This is a genomic window from Microbispora sp. NPDC004025, assembly GCF_053604425.1.
The window spans coordinates 25,934-39,990 of record NZ_JBSGHN010000002.1; the positions used below are offsets into that span (position 1 = coordinate 25,934).

Sequence of the window (14,057 nt, forward strand, 5' to 3'; positions counted from 1 at the left end):
GCTCAGCGGCAACGAGTCTAGTCCGATCAGCCCACCGGGCCGTCCTCCGCGCGGGGAGCCTGTGGAAAAGGCTCAGGCGAAGTCAGGGGTGCCGGTGGGCAACGTAAATCGGAATTCCGCGCCGCCGCCGGGCGCGCGCTGCACGCTGATCGTGCCGCCGTGGGCCTCGATGAGGCCCTTGACGATGAACAGGCCGAGTCCGGTCCCCCCGCGGCGGCGGCCGTTGCCCCGCCAGAACTGGCGGAAGACGCGGCCGACCAGCTCGGGCGCCACGCCCTCACCCTGGTCCCGCACCGACACCGCCACTCCCCATTCGACCGGCTCCACCACTATGGTCACCGTACCGCGTCCGTGGCGCACCGCATTTTCCACCAGGTTCGCGAGAACCTGGTCAATCTTGTCCTGGTCGAGCCACATCTCGGGCAGCTCGCCGAGAACCTCCAGCCGGAAGCGGTCCTCCGGCTCCCCCGCCGCCACCCGGCCCGCGATGATCCTGCGGGCCCGGGCCGGCACGTCCACGATCTGGCGGTGGATCTCCACCCTGCCCGACTCGATGCGCGAGACGTCGAGCAGCTCGGTGATCAGCCGTGTCACCCGGTCGGCGTCCGCGTTGACCGTCTCCAGCATCACGCGCTTCTGGGCGTCGGTGAAGCGGTCCCATTTGGCGAGCAGCGTCGCGGTGAACCCCTTGACGCTGGTCAGCGGCGAGCGCAGCTCGTGGGCCACGGTCGAGACGAGATCGGCGCGGCTGCGCTCGATCCGGGCGCGCGCCGAGGCGTCACGCAGCGTGATGACCACGCGTTCCACCCGCCCGCCGCGCCTCGGCGTGCGGACCAAGCGCGCGGCGACGAGCATCTCCTGGCGGCCGGGCAGGTGCAGCGGCCGTTCCGGCTGGCGGCTGCGCGTGGACAGCCCGCCCTGCGGGTCGAGCCACTTCCACCAGTCGCGGCCGTCCTGGTCGCGCAGCGGCAGCACGTCGCCGATGAGCCTGCCCACGGCCGCCTCGCGGGTCACGCCGGTGAGCCACTCGGCGGCCCGGTTGACCACGAGGATCACGCCGTCGGCGTCGGTGGCGACGAGGCCGTCGGGGAGGTCGTCGGCGTCGATGTCCGCCCGCCCTCCGGGGTCCCCCTCAAGGGCGCCGCCGGGGGTGTCGTCACCTCGCACGAGACCGCCTCCTCGAGCTCCGGAACTGCGCGCGCCGCCGGGTTCTGCGCGACTCCTTCGCCGACAATAGCGGGTTTCCCGGGCCCGGCAGCAGCCTCAGGGCGCGGGGGTAGTGGGATCTTCCACGGAATGTAAGGTCTGCCGCTGAACGCGTGCGGAGGCGTACAGGCAGACCGCCGCGGCGGTGGCGAGATTGAGGCTTTCCGCCCGCCCGTAAATCGGGACGCGGACGACCTCGTCGGCCAGCGCGAGGAGTTCGGGCGGCAAGCCCCACGCCTCGTTGCCGAACAGCCAGGCGGTGGGCGCGTCGAGGGCGACCTCGTCGAGCGTCCGGGTGCCCGCGCCGTCGGCCGCGAGCACGCGCAGCCCCGCCTCCTTGGCGTGCCGTACGGCGTCCGCGACGGAAGTGCCGGTCACGACCGGCAGGTGGAACAGGCTTCCCGCGCTGGCCCGCACGCACTTGCCGTTGTACGGATCCACCGACGCGTCGGTGAACACCACCGAGTCGGCGCCCGCGGCGTCGGCCGTTCGCAGGACCGTGCCGGCGTTGCCGGGGTCGCGCACGTGGGCGAGGATCGCCACCAGCCGCGTCCCCCGCGGCACCGCCTCGGCCAGCGGGACGTGCACGAAGCGGCACACGGCCAGCAGACCCTGCGGGGTGACGGTCTGGGTCAGTTCCGACATGACCTCGCCGCTCGCGCGGTGGACGGGAACGCCCGCCGCCACGGCGTCGGCCACGATGTCGGCGTGCCGCGTCTCCGCCTCCACCGTCGTGAACAGTTCGACCGTGACGTCCTTGATCGCGAGGGCCTCGCGGACGGCCTGCGGTCCCTCGGCCAGGAACGCCCGGTCACGATCCCGGAACGCGCGCTTGGTCAGCCTGCGGGCCGCCTTGACCCGCGGCGACTTGATGTTGGTGAGCTCCGCCATGCCCGCTCATTCCCCCCTCGACGTGGACGAGGGCCCGCCGCAGGCGGCGGGCCCTCGTCGAAGCAGGTGTGTCAGGCGACCGGCGCGTTCACGTCGGACGGGAGCGCCTTCTTGGCGGACTCGACCAGCGTGGCGAAGGTCTGGGCGTCGTTCACCGCGAGGTCCGCGAGGATCTTGCGGTCCACCTCGATGCCGGCCAGGCGCAGGCCCTGGATGAACCGGTTGTAGGTGATGCCGTTGGCCCGGGCCGCGGCGTTGATCCGCTGGATCCACAGCCGGCGGAACGTGCCCTTCTTGTCCTTGCGGTCCCGGTACGCATAGGTCATCGAGTGGAGCATCTGCTCCTTGGCCTTGCGGTAGAGGCGCGACCGCTGCCCCCGGTAACCGCTCGCCCGCTCGAGGACGACCCGGCGCTTCTTCTTGGCGTTGAGCGCCCGCTTCACGCGTGCCATGTTGTTCTATCTCCCCGGGTCGTTACTTCGCGAGCAGCTTCTTGATCTTCTTGGTGTCGGCGTCGGACATGACGACGACACCCTCGAGACGGCGCGTGCGAGTGGACGGCTTGTGCTCGAACAGGTGCTGCCGGTTGGCGCGGCGGCGGACAACCTTGCCGGATCCGGTGAGCCGGAACCGCTTCTTCGCACCGCTGTGCGTCTTCATCTTCGGCATCTCAGCCGTCTCTCCTCTTTCGTCCGTGCCGACGGCCCGGGCCGGTGACCCGGGCCGGCGGCCTGCCTTACTCCGCGAGACCGCCCCGGTCTCGGTTTCCGTGTACGTCTGCGGCGCCCCGCCTGGTGGTTCAGGCGGGTGTCACTGCGGCTGCGCGGCCTGCTCCTCGGCGGGCTCCGCCTCCGGCACGTCGGCGCCGCGGGCCTTGGCGGCGGCCTTCTCGGCCTTCGCCTCGGCCTTCTTCTTGTGCGGCCCGATCACCATGATCATGTTGCGACCGTCCTGCTTCGGCTGCGACTCGACGAACCCCAGGTCGGTGACGTCCTCAGCGAGGCGCTGCAGGAGCCGGAAGCCCAGCTCTGGCCGGGACTGCTCGCGGCCCCGGAACATGATCGTGACCTTGACCTTGTCTCCCGCCTTCAGGAAGCGCACGACGTGACCCTTCTTGGTCTCGTAGTCGTGCGGGTCGATCTTCGGCCGGAGCTTGATCTCCTTGATGATCGTGTGCGCCTGGTTACGGCGGGCCTCACGCGCCTTCATGGCCGACTCGTACTTGAACTTGCCGTAGTCCATGAGCTTGCAGACGGGCGGGCGGGCCGTGGCCGCGACCTCCACCAGGTCGAGATCGCTCTCCTGGGCCAGCTTCAGCGCGTCGCCGATGGAGACGATGCCGACCTGTTCGCCGTTCGGGCCGACGAGGCGCACCTCGGGCACACGAATACGGTCGTTGATGCGGGGCTCGGTGCTGATGGGACCTCCAAAAGACTTCCGCTTGTCTCGACCGTGCGGGGCAAAACAAAAACCCCGCACGTCACGCATGCGGGGTCACTGAGCTCTCCTGCCGAAAACTCCGGTGTGATCCTGAACCCGTCCGCCTTTCGGCGGAGCAGGTGGGAGGAGGACCTCCGCTTGCGCGTCCAGCTCATGCCGGACCGATCGAGTTCCTACGCTACCACAAACCCGAATGTCCCTCGACGTATTCCTGCCCCGGCGCGACGCCGCTCAGGAGGCCGCCCGGCGTGCGATCTCGGCCTCGCCGGCGGCGCGCATCGTCTCCACCGGCACGTCCGCGCGCCCGGTCATCAGCTCGACCTGCCGCACCGCCTGGTGCAGCAGCATCGGGAAGCCCCCGAGCACGGTGCGCCCGCGCGCGCCTGCGGCCGCGGCCAGCGCGGTCGGCCAAGGCGCGTAGACGACGTCGAACAGCGCCGCCTTCTCGGGCAGGCGCGCCGCGACCCGATCGGCCAGCGCGTCGGCCGCGCCGGACGGCAACGTGGAGACGACCAGATCGGCCGCGGGATCGAAGTCGTCGAAGGAGCGCACGGTCACCGTCGTGCCGAGGCGCTCGGCGACCCGCAGGGTCTCCCCCGCGCGGGCCGGGTCGCGGACGACCAGCGTGACCTCCGCGAGCCCCGTCTCCCGCAGGGCGGCGACGGCCGAGGCCGCGGTGGCGCCGCCGCCGAGGACGACCGCGGAGGCCCGTGCGGGCACGCCCGCCTCCGCGAGCGCCCGCACGATGCCGTACACGTCGGTGTTCTCGCCGTGCCGCGCGCCGTCCTCGCCGAAGACCACCGTGTTGGCGCCGCCGACGGCCAGCGCGAGGTCGGAGACGCTGTCCAGCAGGGGGAGCACGGCGCGCTTGAGCGGCATCGTGAGCGACAGCCCGGCCCATTCGGCGCCCAGACCGGCCATCAGGCCGGCGAGCCCGTCCTCGGCGCACTCGATCGCGTCGTAGCGCCAGTCGTCCAGGCCCATCTCCGCGTACGCCGCCCGGTGCAGGACCGGGGACAGCGAGTGGGCGATCGGGGACCCGAGGACCGCGGCCCGGCGGCCGGTCCCCTGGCCGGTCCCGGTCATTTGTTGTTCCGGTTGAACTCGTCGCGCAGCTTCCAGAACTCCGACTCCTTGTCGGTGAACTTGGTGATGCCCCGCTTGGGGTCGACCGTCACGAAGTACAGCCAGTTGCCGTCGGCCGGGTGCAGCGCGGCCTCGATCGCGTGGTCGCCGGGGTTGGCGATCGGGCCGGGCGGCAGGCCGAAGTACTTGTAGGTGTTGTACCGCGAGGTGCTCTCCAGGTCGGCGTGCGAGGCCGCGATGCCGTACTTGTTGAGGCCGTACATGACCGTGCTGTCCATGCCCAGCTTCATCTGGGGGTTGGAGGCCAGCCGGTTGTAGATGACCCGGGCGACCTTCGGCATGTCCTCGGCGCTGCCGGCCTCCGCCTGCACGATGCTGGCGATGATGATGATCTGCCTGGCGCTGAAGCCGAGCTGCTTCGCCTGACCCTCCAGGTCGACCCGGTCCGCGGTCTGGTTGAACCGGTCGACCATCTTGGTGAGGATCTGCTGCGGGGTGAGCTTGCTGCTGATCTCGTACGTGGCCGGGAACGCGTAGCCCTCCAGACGGCCCTTGGCGTACGCGGGGAGCCCGATGTCGGCGCGAGCGGCCTTCTTGAAGTCCTCGACCGGCTTGCCCGTGGCGGTGGACAGCTCCTCGTAGATCTTGCTCAGCCGCAGCCCCTCACGGATGGTCAGCCGGTTGAGCATGCGGTTCTTGGGGTCGAGCAGGGCCAGGGCGGACTCGGCGGACATGCTCTTGCGCATCTCGTACTGGCCCGGCTGGAGCGAGGAGCTCTTCCCGGCCGCGCCGATGGCGTTGATGAACGCCCGCGCGCTGGCCACGACGCCCTCGTCCTCCAGCATCTGGGCGACGTCGGTGGCGCTCGCGCCCTCCTCGATCTCGACGACGACCTCCCCGCGCCCCTCCCCGGTGTAGTCCTTGGGGATCATCACGCCGCGCGCCCAGGTGAATCCGAAGTAGCCGAGGCCGCCGAGGACGCCGACGATGATCACAACGGCGAACAGCGTCGCGACCCTGCCCTTGCGCCGCTGCTTCTTGCGGCGTCTGCGGCTGCGCCGCTGCTGGGTGCGGCTGCCAGAGGTCCGGCGCCGGGGAGAACCGTCGTCGTCCTCGGCGCCGAGCAGGAAGTCCATGTCCAGATCATTCATAGTGCGCTGGCCAATCTCTCGGTACGAGAGGCCTCCCGTCAAGCGAGTGTGCCAAACCGAGGGGGTTCGGGACAGGGGGTTCCGCGGGGGGCGTTCCCGATATATGGAGCCCCGCCCAGGGGGCGGCGGGGCCGTGCGGACGCACCGGGCGCGCTCCGGACCCCCGCGGGCCGGCGCCGCGCGGATGCCCCGGGAGGCGATCAGTTCGTCCCGAGATACCTGTTCAGCTCCTCCCGATATTTCCTGAACTCCGCCTCTTTGTCAGTGAATTTGGTGATTTTACGACGAGGATCAGTGGTCACGAACCAGTACCACGTGCCCTCGGCGGGATGGAGCGCGGCGACGAGCGCGGCCTCTCCCGGGTTGCCGATGGGCCCCGGCGGCAGTCCCGGCCGCGCGTAGGTGTTGTACGGCGAGTCGACCCGCGTGTCCTCGTTGCTGACTTTGAGCGTGTGGCGGTCCAGCGCGTAGTTGACCGTGCTGTCCATCTCCAGCTTCGCCCCGCGCGCGAGACGGTTGTACACCACTCTGGCGATCTTGGGGTAGTCGGCGGGGACGCCGCCCTCGGCCTGGATGATGCTCGCCACCGTCACCGCCTGCTTGGGCGTGAGCCGCACGCGCGGCGCCAGCTCCTCCAGCCGCACCTTCCGCGCGGCGACCCGGAACCGGGCCACCATCTTCCTGAGCATGTCGACGGCGGTCACGCCCGGCTCGATCTCGTACGTGGCCGGGAACAGGAACCCCTCGGCGGTCCCCTCGGCGTACGCGGGCAGGCGCAGCCGCCCGGGGTCGGCGGCGGCCTCGGTGAAGTCCTTCAGCGGGATGCCGGTCCCCTCCGCGAGGATGCGGAGCACCTCACGCGTGCGCAGCCCCTCGGGCACGGTGACCTTGCGCACGACCTTGCTCGCGGGCGCGAGCAGCAGGTCGAGGGCGTCGGCGGCGGCCATCCGGCGCCGCAGGACGTAGCGGCCCGGGCGCAGGCTGCTCTCCTTGGAGCGCGTGATCACCTGCTCGATGAACGACTGGGCGCTGGCCACCACGCCGGCGCTCTCCAGCGTCCTGCCGATCTCTCCGGCGCTCGTGCCCGGCGTGATCTCGACCGTGACCGTCCCCGACCCGCCGCCGGAGTAGTCGGGGGCCTTGTCCGACTGCCCGACGACCTCGTGCACGCCGTACGCCACCGCCGCCGCGACCAGGGCGAGCGCCCCGGCCACGACGGCCGCGGTCCGCCTCACCGTGCGGTCCCGCCGCTCGCTTCCTCACCGGGCCCGGCGCCGGGCCGCGGTGGTTCGAGAGGTCTGCCGGGGGGATTGCCGGTGGCCCGCTCGCCGTCGAGCGCGGCCTGCAGCAGCACGACGGCCGCCGCCTGGTCGATCACGTCGCGCTGGTTGCGGGCCTTCACGCCGCTGGACCGCAGGCCCTGCTGGGCACTGACCGTGGTGAGCCGTTCGTCCACCAGCCGGATCGGGACCGGAGCCATCCGGGCGGCCAGCCGCGTGGCGAAGGCCCGTGCCGCCTCGGCGGCGTGACTCTCCCTGCCCGACAACGACGTGGGCAGGCCCACCACGATCTCGATCGCCTCGTGCTCGGCGGCGATCTCCGCGATCCTCGCCAGGTCGCCCCGGCCGCGCCGTACGGTCTCCACCGGCGTGGCCAGCAGACCCGACGGGTCGCTGCGGGCCACGCCGATGCGGACGGAGCCGACGTCGACCCCGATCCTGACGCCGTGCCTCATCGGCCGCTCACGCCACCGCGGAGGAGATGGCCTCCTCGACCGCGCGCAGCGCGTCGCCGATCGCCTCGGGCCGCGTGCCACCGCCCTGGGCCACGTCGTCCTTGCCGCCACCGCCACCCCCGAGTGCCTTGGCGGCGACGCCGACGAGCCGGCCCGCCTTCAGGCCGCGCTCGCGTCCCGCCTCGTTGACCGCGGCGACGACGACCGGCCGGTCGGAGGGGACGCCGGAGACGACGACGACCGCGGCGCGGTCGCCAGGGAACCTGCCGCGCACATCGAGGGCGAGTTTACGCAGGTCGTCGGCGGTGGTGCCATCAGGCGCGCGGTGCGTCACCACGGAGACGCCCTGGATCTCGCGGGCCTGCGCGGCGAGTTCGCCGGCCACCGCGAGCACCTGGGCCGAGCGCAGCTTCTCCAGCTCCTTCTCCGCCGTCCGCAGCCGGGTGACGATGCCCTCGATACGCTCGGGCAGCTCCTCGCGGCGGGTCTTCAGCTGCTCGCTGAGCTGGGCGACCAGCACGCTCTCGCGGGCCAGGAACCGGAACGCGTCGAGGCCGACGAGCGCCTCCACGCGGCGCACGCCCGCGCCGATGGACGACTCGCCCAGCACCTTCACCAGGCCGAGCTGACCGGAGCTGGCCACGTGCGTGCCGCCGCACAGCTCCCGGGAGTAGTCGCCGACCTCGACCACCCGCACCTCGTCGCCGTACTTCTCGCCGAACAGGGCGAGCGCGCCCATCGCACGGGCCTGCGCCTGGCTGGTGTAGAAGGCGTTGACCTTGAGGTCGTTGATCAGGACGGCGTTCACCTCGTCCTCGACGTCGCGCAGCATCGACGGGGAGACGGCCCCGGCCGCGGTGAAATCGAAGCGGAAGCGGCCCGGGGAGTTCTCCGAGCCCGCCTGGGCCGCCGACTCGCCGAGCGCGTTGCGGAATCCGCGGTGCACGAGGTGGGTCGCGGTGTGGCTGCGGGAGATCGCGCGGCGCCGCTCCAGGTCGATGTCGGCCTGCGCCTGGTCGCCGACGCGCACCTCGCCGACGCGCACCTTGCCGCGGTGCACGACCAGGCCGGGCACCGGCGACTGGACGTCGACGATGTCGATCTCCGCGCCACCGGTGCGGATCACGCCCTGGTCGGAGAGCTGGCCACCGCCCTCGGCGTAGAACGGGGTGCGGTCGAGCACGACCTCCAGCGTGGTCCCCGCGCCGGCCGCCGGGACGGACGCGCCGTCGACGAGGAGGCCGATGACGGATCCCTCGGCGGTGGTGTGGTCGTAGCCGAGGAAGTCGATCTTCCCGGCCTTCTCGAGGATGCCGGTGAACACCGAGATGTCGGCGTTGCCGGTCTTCTTCGCCGCGGCGTCGGCCTTGGCGCGGTCCCGCTGCTCCTTCATGAGCCGGCGGAAGCCCTCCTCGTCCACCTGGAGGCCCTGCTCGGCCGCCATCTCCAGGGTGAGGTCGATCGGGAAGCCGTAGGTGTCGTGGAGCTGGAACGCCTGGTCGCCGCTGAGCGTCGAGGCGCCCTTGCGCTTGCTCTCCTCCACCGCGACGTCGAATATCGCCGTGCCGGTGCGGAGCGTGCCGAGGAACGACGCCTCCTCGGCGTCGATGACGGTGTGGATGTTGGCGGCGTCGGCCCTGAGCTCGGGGTACTGCTGGCCCATCACGTCGATGGTCACGGCGGTGAGCGCGTGCATGTGCCGCTCCTCGCCCGCGCCGAGCAGGCGGAGGTTGCGGATCGCACGGCGCAGCATGCGGCGCAGCACATAGCCGCGGCCCTCGTTGGACGGGAGCACACCGTCGCCGACGAGCATGACGCCCGCCCGCATGTGGTCGGCGATCACCCGCAGCGACACGTCCGCGCGCTTGTCGCGCCCGTAGCGCGACCGGGTGAGGTCGGCCGCCGTGTCGAGGATCTTGTACGTCGTGTCGATCTCGTAGATGTTGTCGACGCCCTGCAGGATGGCCGCCATGCGCTCCAGGCCCATGCCGGTGTCGATGTTCTTGGCCGGCAGCTCGCCCGCGACGTCGAAGTCGGTCTTGGCGCGGACCGTGCTGAGCTGGAACTGCATGAAGACGAGGTTCCACACCTCGAGGTAGCGGTTCTCGTCGGCGATCGGCCCACCCTCGCGGCCGTACTCCGGGCCGCGGTCGTAGTAGATCTCCGAGCAGGGGCCGCCCGGCCCGGGGACGCCCATGTGCCAGTAGTTGTCGGCCAGGTCACGGCGCTGGATGCGGTCGAGCGGCAGCCCCACCTTGCGGTGCCAGATGTCCTGGGCCTCGTCGTCGTCCAGGTAGACGGTCGCCCACAGGCGGTCCTCCGGGAAGCCGAAGCCGCCTTCGGACTCGGGCCGCGTCAGCAACTCCCAGGCGAACGGGATCGCCTGCTCCTTGAAGTAGTCGCCGAAGGAGAAGTTGCCGAGCATCTGGAAGAAGCTGGCGTGCCGGGTGGTCTTGCCGACCTCGTCGATGTCGAGGGTCCGCATGACCTTCTGCGCGCTGGTCGCCCGCCGGTACGGCGGCGTCTGCTGCGCCAGGAAGAAGGGCTTGAACGGGACCATCCCCGCGTTCACCAGAAGCAGTGTCGGGTCCTCGGCGACCAGGCTGGCCGAGGGCACGACTGTGTGCCCGCGCTCCTCGAAGAAGCGCAGGAAGCGGCGCGCGATCTCTGCCGACTCCATTTCAGCGGCCGTCCTTTACGTCGTAGATTCTGTTCTTGCCTGTGGTGTTTCCAGCAACCGTGTCGAGTCCGAACTCGGCGCGCAACTCGGTTTCCCTGCTCGCCGACAGGCGGCGCACCTCGCCGGCGAAGTCCCTGAGCTGGTCGGCGAGGGTCACCGCGCGATCGGCGGTGCGCCTGGCCACGTGGTCGGGCCGCAACGACTGAAGCTTACGCATCGTCCAGACCGTGACGAACGCGCCCAGGGACATGTAGAAAAGCCGCCGGATCATCCGCGTCCCCTCCCGATCGCCCGCCGCTCCGCGGCCCGCTCGGCCGCGTGCCGCTCGCTGATCCTGTCCCCGGTCCGGGGGCCGCCGCGGGCGACCCTGCGGGCCGGGACCCGTCGGGCGCCTCGCCTGGCCAGCGCCAGGCGGAAGCCGTCGCGGAAGGCGGAGATCTTGAGCACCGGACCGGCGAGCAGCGTGGACGCCACCCCGGTGATCCTCACCATGTTGCCGCTGACGTCACGCATGTTGTCCGTGATCTCCTCGGCCGCCACCAGCCGCCGGTTGGCCTCGGAGACGGTCTGGCTCATGTCGTCGAGGAGCGGGGCGATGCGGTCGCTCAGCTCGGCCACCGACTTGCGGGTCTCGGTCAGCAGTCTGGCCAGCCTGACCAGCACGACGACCATGAAGCAGACCAGGATCACCCAGAAAATGGCGACCACGAGGCCCGCCAGCTCTCCCGCGGTAAGCATGTGCCGATCTCCCTAGATCAACGGAGCTGGAATGGCAAGACCTTATCGCGAACGACCTGCCCGCCGTTCCGCACCACACACACGGGGCGCTCCGCACCACACACACGGGGCGCTGCGCGCCACACATACGGAGCGCTACGCGCCACACATTCGGGGCGCTCGGCATAACCCACAGGCGGAGGTCAGCCTCCGCGCAGGAAGCTCCGGATCTTCGCCCAGCGCTCGGCGAACCGCGCCTCCGCGCCGTGCGTGGTCGGCTCGTAGTAGCGGCGCTCCCGCAGCTCCTCCGGCGCGTAGTCCTGGCGGACGAGGCCGTGCTCAAAGTCGTGGGGGTACTGGTAGCCCTTGCCGTGGCCGAGCTTCTTCGCGCCCGCGTAGTGGGCGTCGCGCAGGTGACCGGGGACGCGCCCCACCATGCCCCGCCGCACGTCGTCGGAGGCCGCGCCGATCGCCTTCACGACCGCGTTCGACTTGGGCGCCAGCGCGCAGTGGATGACGGCCTGGGCGAGGTTGATCCGGCCCTCGGGCAGGCCGATGAACTCCACGGCCTGCGCGGCGGCCACCGCGACCTGCAGGCACGTGGGGTCGGCCATGCCCACGTCCTCACTGGCGAAGATCACGATCCGGCGGGCGATGAACCGCGGGTCCTCCCCCGCCTCCACCATCCGGGCGAGGTAGTGCAGCGCCGCGTCGGCGTCCGAGCCCCGCATGCTCTTGATGAACGCGCTGACCACGTCGTAGTGCTGGTCGCCCTGCCGGTCGTAGCGCACGGCCGCCTTGTCGACGGCCTTCTCCACCACCTCGACGGTGACCTCTGCCGTGGCCCCGTCGGTCAGCATCGCGGCCGCCTCCAGGTAGGTAAGCGAGCGCCGCGCGTCGCCTCCGGCCAGCCGTACGAGCTGGTCGAGGGCGTCGGGGTGCAGCGTGACGCGCCCGCCGAGGCCGCGCGGGTCGGCGACCGCGCGCTCCAGGACGCCGCGGACGTCGTCTTCGGCCAGCGGCTCGAGCGTGAGCAGCAGCGAGCGGGACAGCAGCGGGGAGATGACCGAGAAGAACGGATTCTCGGTGGTCGCGCCGATGAAGGTGACCCAGCGATTCTCCACGGCGGGCAGCAGCGCGTCCTGCTGCGCCTTGTTGAACCGGTGGACCTCGTCCACGAACAGCACGGTCTGCCTGCCGGACATGCCGAGCTCGCGGCGTGCCTGGTCGATGGCGGCGCGCACGTCCTTGACCCCGGCGGAGACGGCCGAGATCTCGACGAACCTCCGCTTGGTGGCGCCCGCCACGACGTACGCCAGCGTGGTCTTTCCGGTGCCCGGGGGTCCCCACAGGAACAGCGACATCGGGGCGTCGCTCTCCACCAGACGGCGCAGCGGCGTGCCGGGTCCCAGCAGGTGCCGCTGGCCGATCACCTCCTCCAGCGAGCGCGGCCGCATGCGCACGGCCAGCGGCTCCTGGCCCCGGTGCGCCTCCTCCGCGGCCGAATCGAACAGGCTCTCCACGTCGCCGACACTACCGTCAGCCGCCCCACACGGCGGTCGCGCCCGTGTGCCCGGTCCGTACGGCGTAGTAACCGACGACCACCGCGAGGATCACGGCGGCGGCGGACACGACCATGAGGCCCGCCCGCGATCCGGCGCCCCGCGGGGCGCGGCGGGCCCGGGTGAGCCACACCATCACCAGGGACACGACGGTCAGGAGCGCGGTCACCGGCACGAGGACCTCGGCGAGCCCGGAGTGGGTCTCGATCGCGGCGGAGGGCCGCCCCTGGAACATCCGGTGCTCCAGCGCCTCCCCGCTCTGCTCGGCCGCGAACACGGCGCCGAGCGCCACCACGGCGGTCGCCACCAGGGCCCAGTCGAGCTTGTGCCGCAGGCGGGGCAGCGCGGCGTACGCGATGGACAGCGCCGCGAGCAGCGGCGCGAAGATCACCGCCGCGTGGACGATCAGAGCATGGGCCGGGAGTCCGAAGACCTGGTCGAACATCGTGCATCGCTCCTGTGACGGCAGCCGGGGCGCGGATCGCGGGCCGCTCCCGATATACGGATTCGATCGTCAGGAGGTTCCCAGGCAGATCTGAGAGCAAGATGAGCGCACCTGGCGCAAACCATGGTGATACCCAAGGGACGCGTGCTTTACACGAAGCCGACGGGATCACGGATAGAGTGGCGCACCAGTCGTAATAAATGGGAAAACGGAAGGCATAGCGGTGACCGACACTGATCGGCAGAAGCAACCGGCTTCGCGCGTGAGCACGGCCGGGCGCGCGACCACTGCACGTCGCCGCCTGGGGAGCACCCTCGGTGCCGGGCTCGGGCTCCTCGCGCTGGCGGGCGGCCTGGTGGCCTGCAGTGACGGCACGGCCAACGAGGCCAAGGCCACAGCCTCGGCCAGTTCCTCCGCGTCCCCCTCGGACGCCCCCACCGTGACCGAGACCACGCTGGCGCCGGACGCGCCGACGGCCAGGCCCACCGACCTGCGTCAGATCTCCTGCACGTACCGCAAGGACGACTCGGGCAGCCCGTCGAAGTCCGTGGGCATGCCGCCGAGCAAGCTGACCAGGAGGGTCATCCTGGCCAAGCAGATGATCATCACGACCAACCAGGGTGAGATCGTCATCGACCTGGCCACCAAGGACGTGCCGTGCGCGGTGAACTCGCTCGCGTTCCTGGCGAGTAAGAACTTCTACGACAACACCGTTTGCCACCGCCTCGCGACGGTGGAGACCGTCGGCCTGGGCATGCTGCAGTGCGGCGACCCCCTGGCCACGGGTAACGGCAAGCGCAAGGAGGACGGCTCGGGCGGGCCCGGCTACCTGTTCGACGACGAGAACCTCGGCGGCATGCCGCTCGTCCGGGGAACCGTGGGACTGGCGCAGGCCACGGAGGACGCCAACTCCAACGGCAGCCAGTTCTTCATCTCCTTCAGCGACGAGAACAGCCAGCTGACCGCCGCCGGCGGCGCGTTCACCATGATCGGTGTGGTGAGCAAGGGCATGAACGTGATCGACAAGATCGCCAGAGGCGGGATCATCCCGTTCAACGGCGACCCCACCGCCGACGTGCGGGGCGAGGGCTCCAACGCCCCGAAGAAGAAGGTCGTCATCAAGGACGTGGCCATCGTCTGACCG

General features: G+C 71.0%; 15 protein-coding genes. 1 reads left to right on the top strand and 14 read right to left on the bottom strand.

The genetic code is table 11. The features are described 5' to 3' along the window. Positions 1-72: 72 nt before the first annotated feature. The 14 genes from ACWEQG_RS04525 to ACWEQG_RS04590 form a co-directional block, all read right to left on the bottom strand. Positions 73-1,167, bottom strand: a complete 1,095-nt coding sequence (locus tag ACWEQG_RS04525; protein ID WP_363474005.1) for a sensor histidine kinase — start codon at positions 1,165-1,167, stop codon at positions 73-75. A 96-nt stretch (positions 1,168-1,263) separates the two neighbouring features. After that, positions 1,264-2,097 (bottom strand): TrmH family RNA methyltransferase, encoded by an 834-nt coding sequence (locus tag ACWEQG_RS04530; protein ID WP_452281695.1) that lies wholly within the window; start codon positions 2,095-2,097, stop codon positions 1,264-1,266. Positions 2,098-2,168: 71 nt separating this feature from the next. Then, positions 2,169-2,549, bottom strand: a complete 381-nt coding sequence (gene rplT / locus ACWEQG_RS04535) for a 50S ribosomal protein L20 (protein ID WP_169983106.1) — start codon at positions 2,547-2,549, stop codon at positions 2,169-2,171. Between the two features lie 22 nt (positions 2,550-2,571). Next, positions 2,572-2,766: a 50S ribosomal protein L35 gene (rpmI, locus tag ACWEQG_RS04540; protein ID WP_030504936.1), complete on the bottom strand. Its 195-nt coding sequence runs from the start codon at positions 2,764-2,766 to the stop codon at positions 2,572-2,574. 141 nt (positions 2,767-2,907) lie between these two features. Next, positions 2,908-3,585: a translation initiation factor IF-3 gene (gene infC / locus ACWEQG_RS04545; RefSeq protein WP_452281697.1), complete on the bottom strand. Its 678-nt coding sequence runs from the start codon at positions 3,583-3,585 to the stop codon at positions 2,908-2,910. 183 nt (positions 3,586-3,768) lie between these two features. After that, entirely contained in the window at positions 3,769-4,623 is an 855-nt protein-coding gene (locus tag ACWEQG_RS04550; protein WP_452281699.1) for a shikimate dehydrogenase, read from the bottom strand. Next, positions 4,620-5,774, bottom strand: a complete 1,155-nt coding sequence (mltG, locus tag ACWEQG_RS04555) for an endolytic transglycosylase MltG (RefSeq protein WP_452281701.1) — start codon at positions 5,772-5,774, stop codon at positions 4,620-4,622. Before mltG (ACWEQG_RS04555) ends, ACWEQG_RS04550 begins: the two co-directional genes overlap by 4 nt. Positions 5,775-5,974: 200 nt before the next feature. Further along, positions 5,975-7,009, bottom strand: a complete 1,035-nt coding sequence (gene mltG, locus ACWEQG_RS04560; RefSeq protein WP_452281703.1) for an endolytic transglycosylase MltG — start codon at positions 7,007-7,009, stop codon at positions 5,975-5,977. Further along, entirely contained in the window at positions 7,006-7,509 is a 504-nt protein-coding gene (gene ruvX / locus ACWEQG_RS04565; protein WP_452281705.1) for a Holliday junction resolvase RuvX, read from the bottom strand. Before ruvX ends, mltG (ACWEQG_RS04560) begins: the two co-directional genes overlap by 4 nt. Before the next feature lie 7 nt (positions 7,510-7,516). Then, positions 7,517-10,189: an alanine--tRNA ligase gene (gene alaS / locus ACWEQG_RS04570; RefSeq protein WP_452281707.1), complete on the bottom strand. Its 2,673-nt coding sequence runs from the start codon at positions 10,187-10,189 to the stop codon at positions 7,517-7,519. Between the two features lies 1 nt (position 10,190). Beyond that, the gene (locus ACWEQG_RS04575) at positions 10,191-10,460 is read right to left on the bottom strand and encodes a hypothetical protein (RefSeq protein ID WP_363469004.1); all 270 of its coding nucleotides are present in this window, start codon (positions 10,458-10,460) and stop codon (positions 10,191-10,193) included. Continuing rightward, positions 10,457-10,927 (bottom strand): DUF948 domain-containing protein, encoded by a 471-nt coding sequence (locus ACWEQG_RS04580; RefSeq protein WP_452281709.1) that lies wholly within the window; start codon positions 10,925-10,927, stop codon positions 10,457-10,459. The genes ACWEQG_RS04575 and ACWEQG_RS04580 overlap by 4 nt, the downstream gene beginning before the upstream one ends. Positions 10,928-11,109: 182 nt before the next feature. Further along, positions 11,110-12,429 (bottom strand): replication-associated recombination protein A, encoded by a 1,320-nt coding sequence (locus ACWEQG_RS04585; RefSeq protein WP_452281711.1) that lies wholly within the window; start codon positions 12,427-12,429, stop codon positions 11,110-11,112. Positions 12,430-12,445: 16 nt separating this feature from the next. Continuing rightward, complete coding sequence (locus tag ACWEQG_RS04590; protein WP_363468999.1) at positions 12,446-12,913, bottom strand: hypothetical protein; 468 nt, start codon at positions 12,911-12,913, stop codon at positions 12,446-12,448. 223 nt (positions 12,914-13,136) lie between these two features. Between ACWEQG_RS04590 and ACWEQG_RS04595 the strand changes: the two genes are divergently transcribed. Further along, the gene (locus ACWEQG_RS04595) at positions 13,137-14,054 is read left to right on the top strand and encodes a peptidylprolyl isomerase (protein ID WP_363468997.1); all 918 of its coding nucleotides are present in this window, start codon (positions 13,137-13,139) and stop codon (positions 14,052-14,054) included. Positions 14,055-14,057 lie beyond the last annotated feature (3 nt).

What these genes read in the sequence shown, in the direction of transcription:
- ACWEQG_RS04590 (WP_363468999.1), bottom strand. Translation starts at nt 12,913, where the DNA reads ATGTTCGACCAGGTCTTCGGACTCCCGGCCCATGCTCTGATCGTCCAC.
- mltG (WP_452281701.1), bottom strand. Translation starts at nt 5,774, where the DNA reads ATGAATGATCTGGACATGGACTTCCTGCTCGGCGCCGAGGACGACGAC.
- alaS (WP_452281707.1), bottom strand. Translation starts at nt 10,189, where the DNA reads ATGGAGTCGGCAGAGATCGCGCGCCGCTTCCTGCGCTTCTTCGAGGAG.
- ruvX (WP_452281705.1), bottom strand. Translation starts at nt 7,509, where the DNA reads ATGAGGCACGGCGTCAGGATCGGGGTCGACGTCGGCTCCGTCCGCATC.
- ACWEQG_RS04550 (WP_452281699.1), bottom strand. Translation starts at nt 4,623, where the DNA reads ATGACCGGGACCGGCCAGGGGACCGGCCGCCGGGCCGCGGTCCTCGGG.
- rpmI (WP_030504936.1), bottom strand. Translation starts at nt 2,766, where the DNA reads ATGCCGAAGATGAAGACGCACAGCGGTGCGAAGAAGCGGTTCCGGCTC.
- infC (WP_452281697.1), bottom strand. Translation starts at nt 3,585, where the DNA reads ATGCGTGACGTGCGGGGTTTTTGTTTTGCCCCGCACGGTCGAGACAAG.
- ACWEQG_RS04575 (WP_363469004.1), bottom strand. Translation starts at nt 10,460, where the DNA reads ATGATCCGGCGGCTTTTCTACATGTCCCTGGGCGCGTTCGTCACGGTC.
- rplT (WP_169983106.1), bottom strand. Translation starts at nt 2,549, where the DNA reads ATGGCACGCGTGAAGCGGGCGCTCAACGCCAAGAAGAAGCGCCGGGTC.
- ACWEQG_RS04580 (WP_452281709.1), bottom strand. Translation starts at nt 10,927, where the DNA reads ATGCTTACCGCGGGAGAGCTGGCGGGCCTCGTGGTCGCCATTTTCTGG.
- ACWEQG_RS04530 (WP_452281695.1), bottom strand. Translation starts at nt 2,097, where the DNA reads ATGGCGGAGCTCACCAACATCAAGTCGCCGCGGGTCAAGGCGGCCCGC.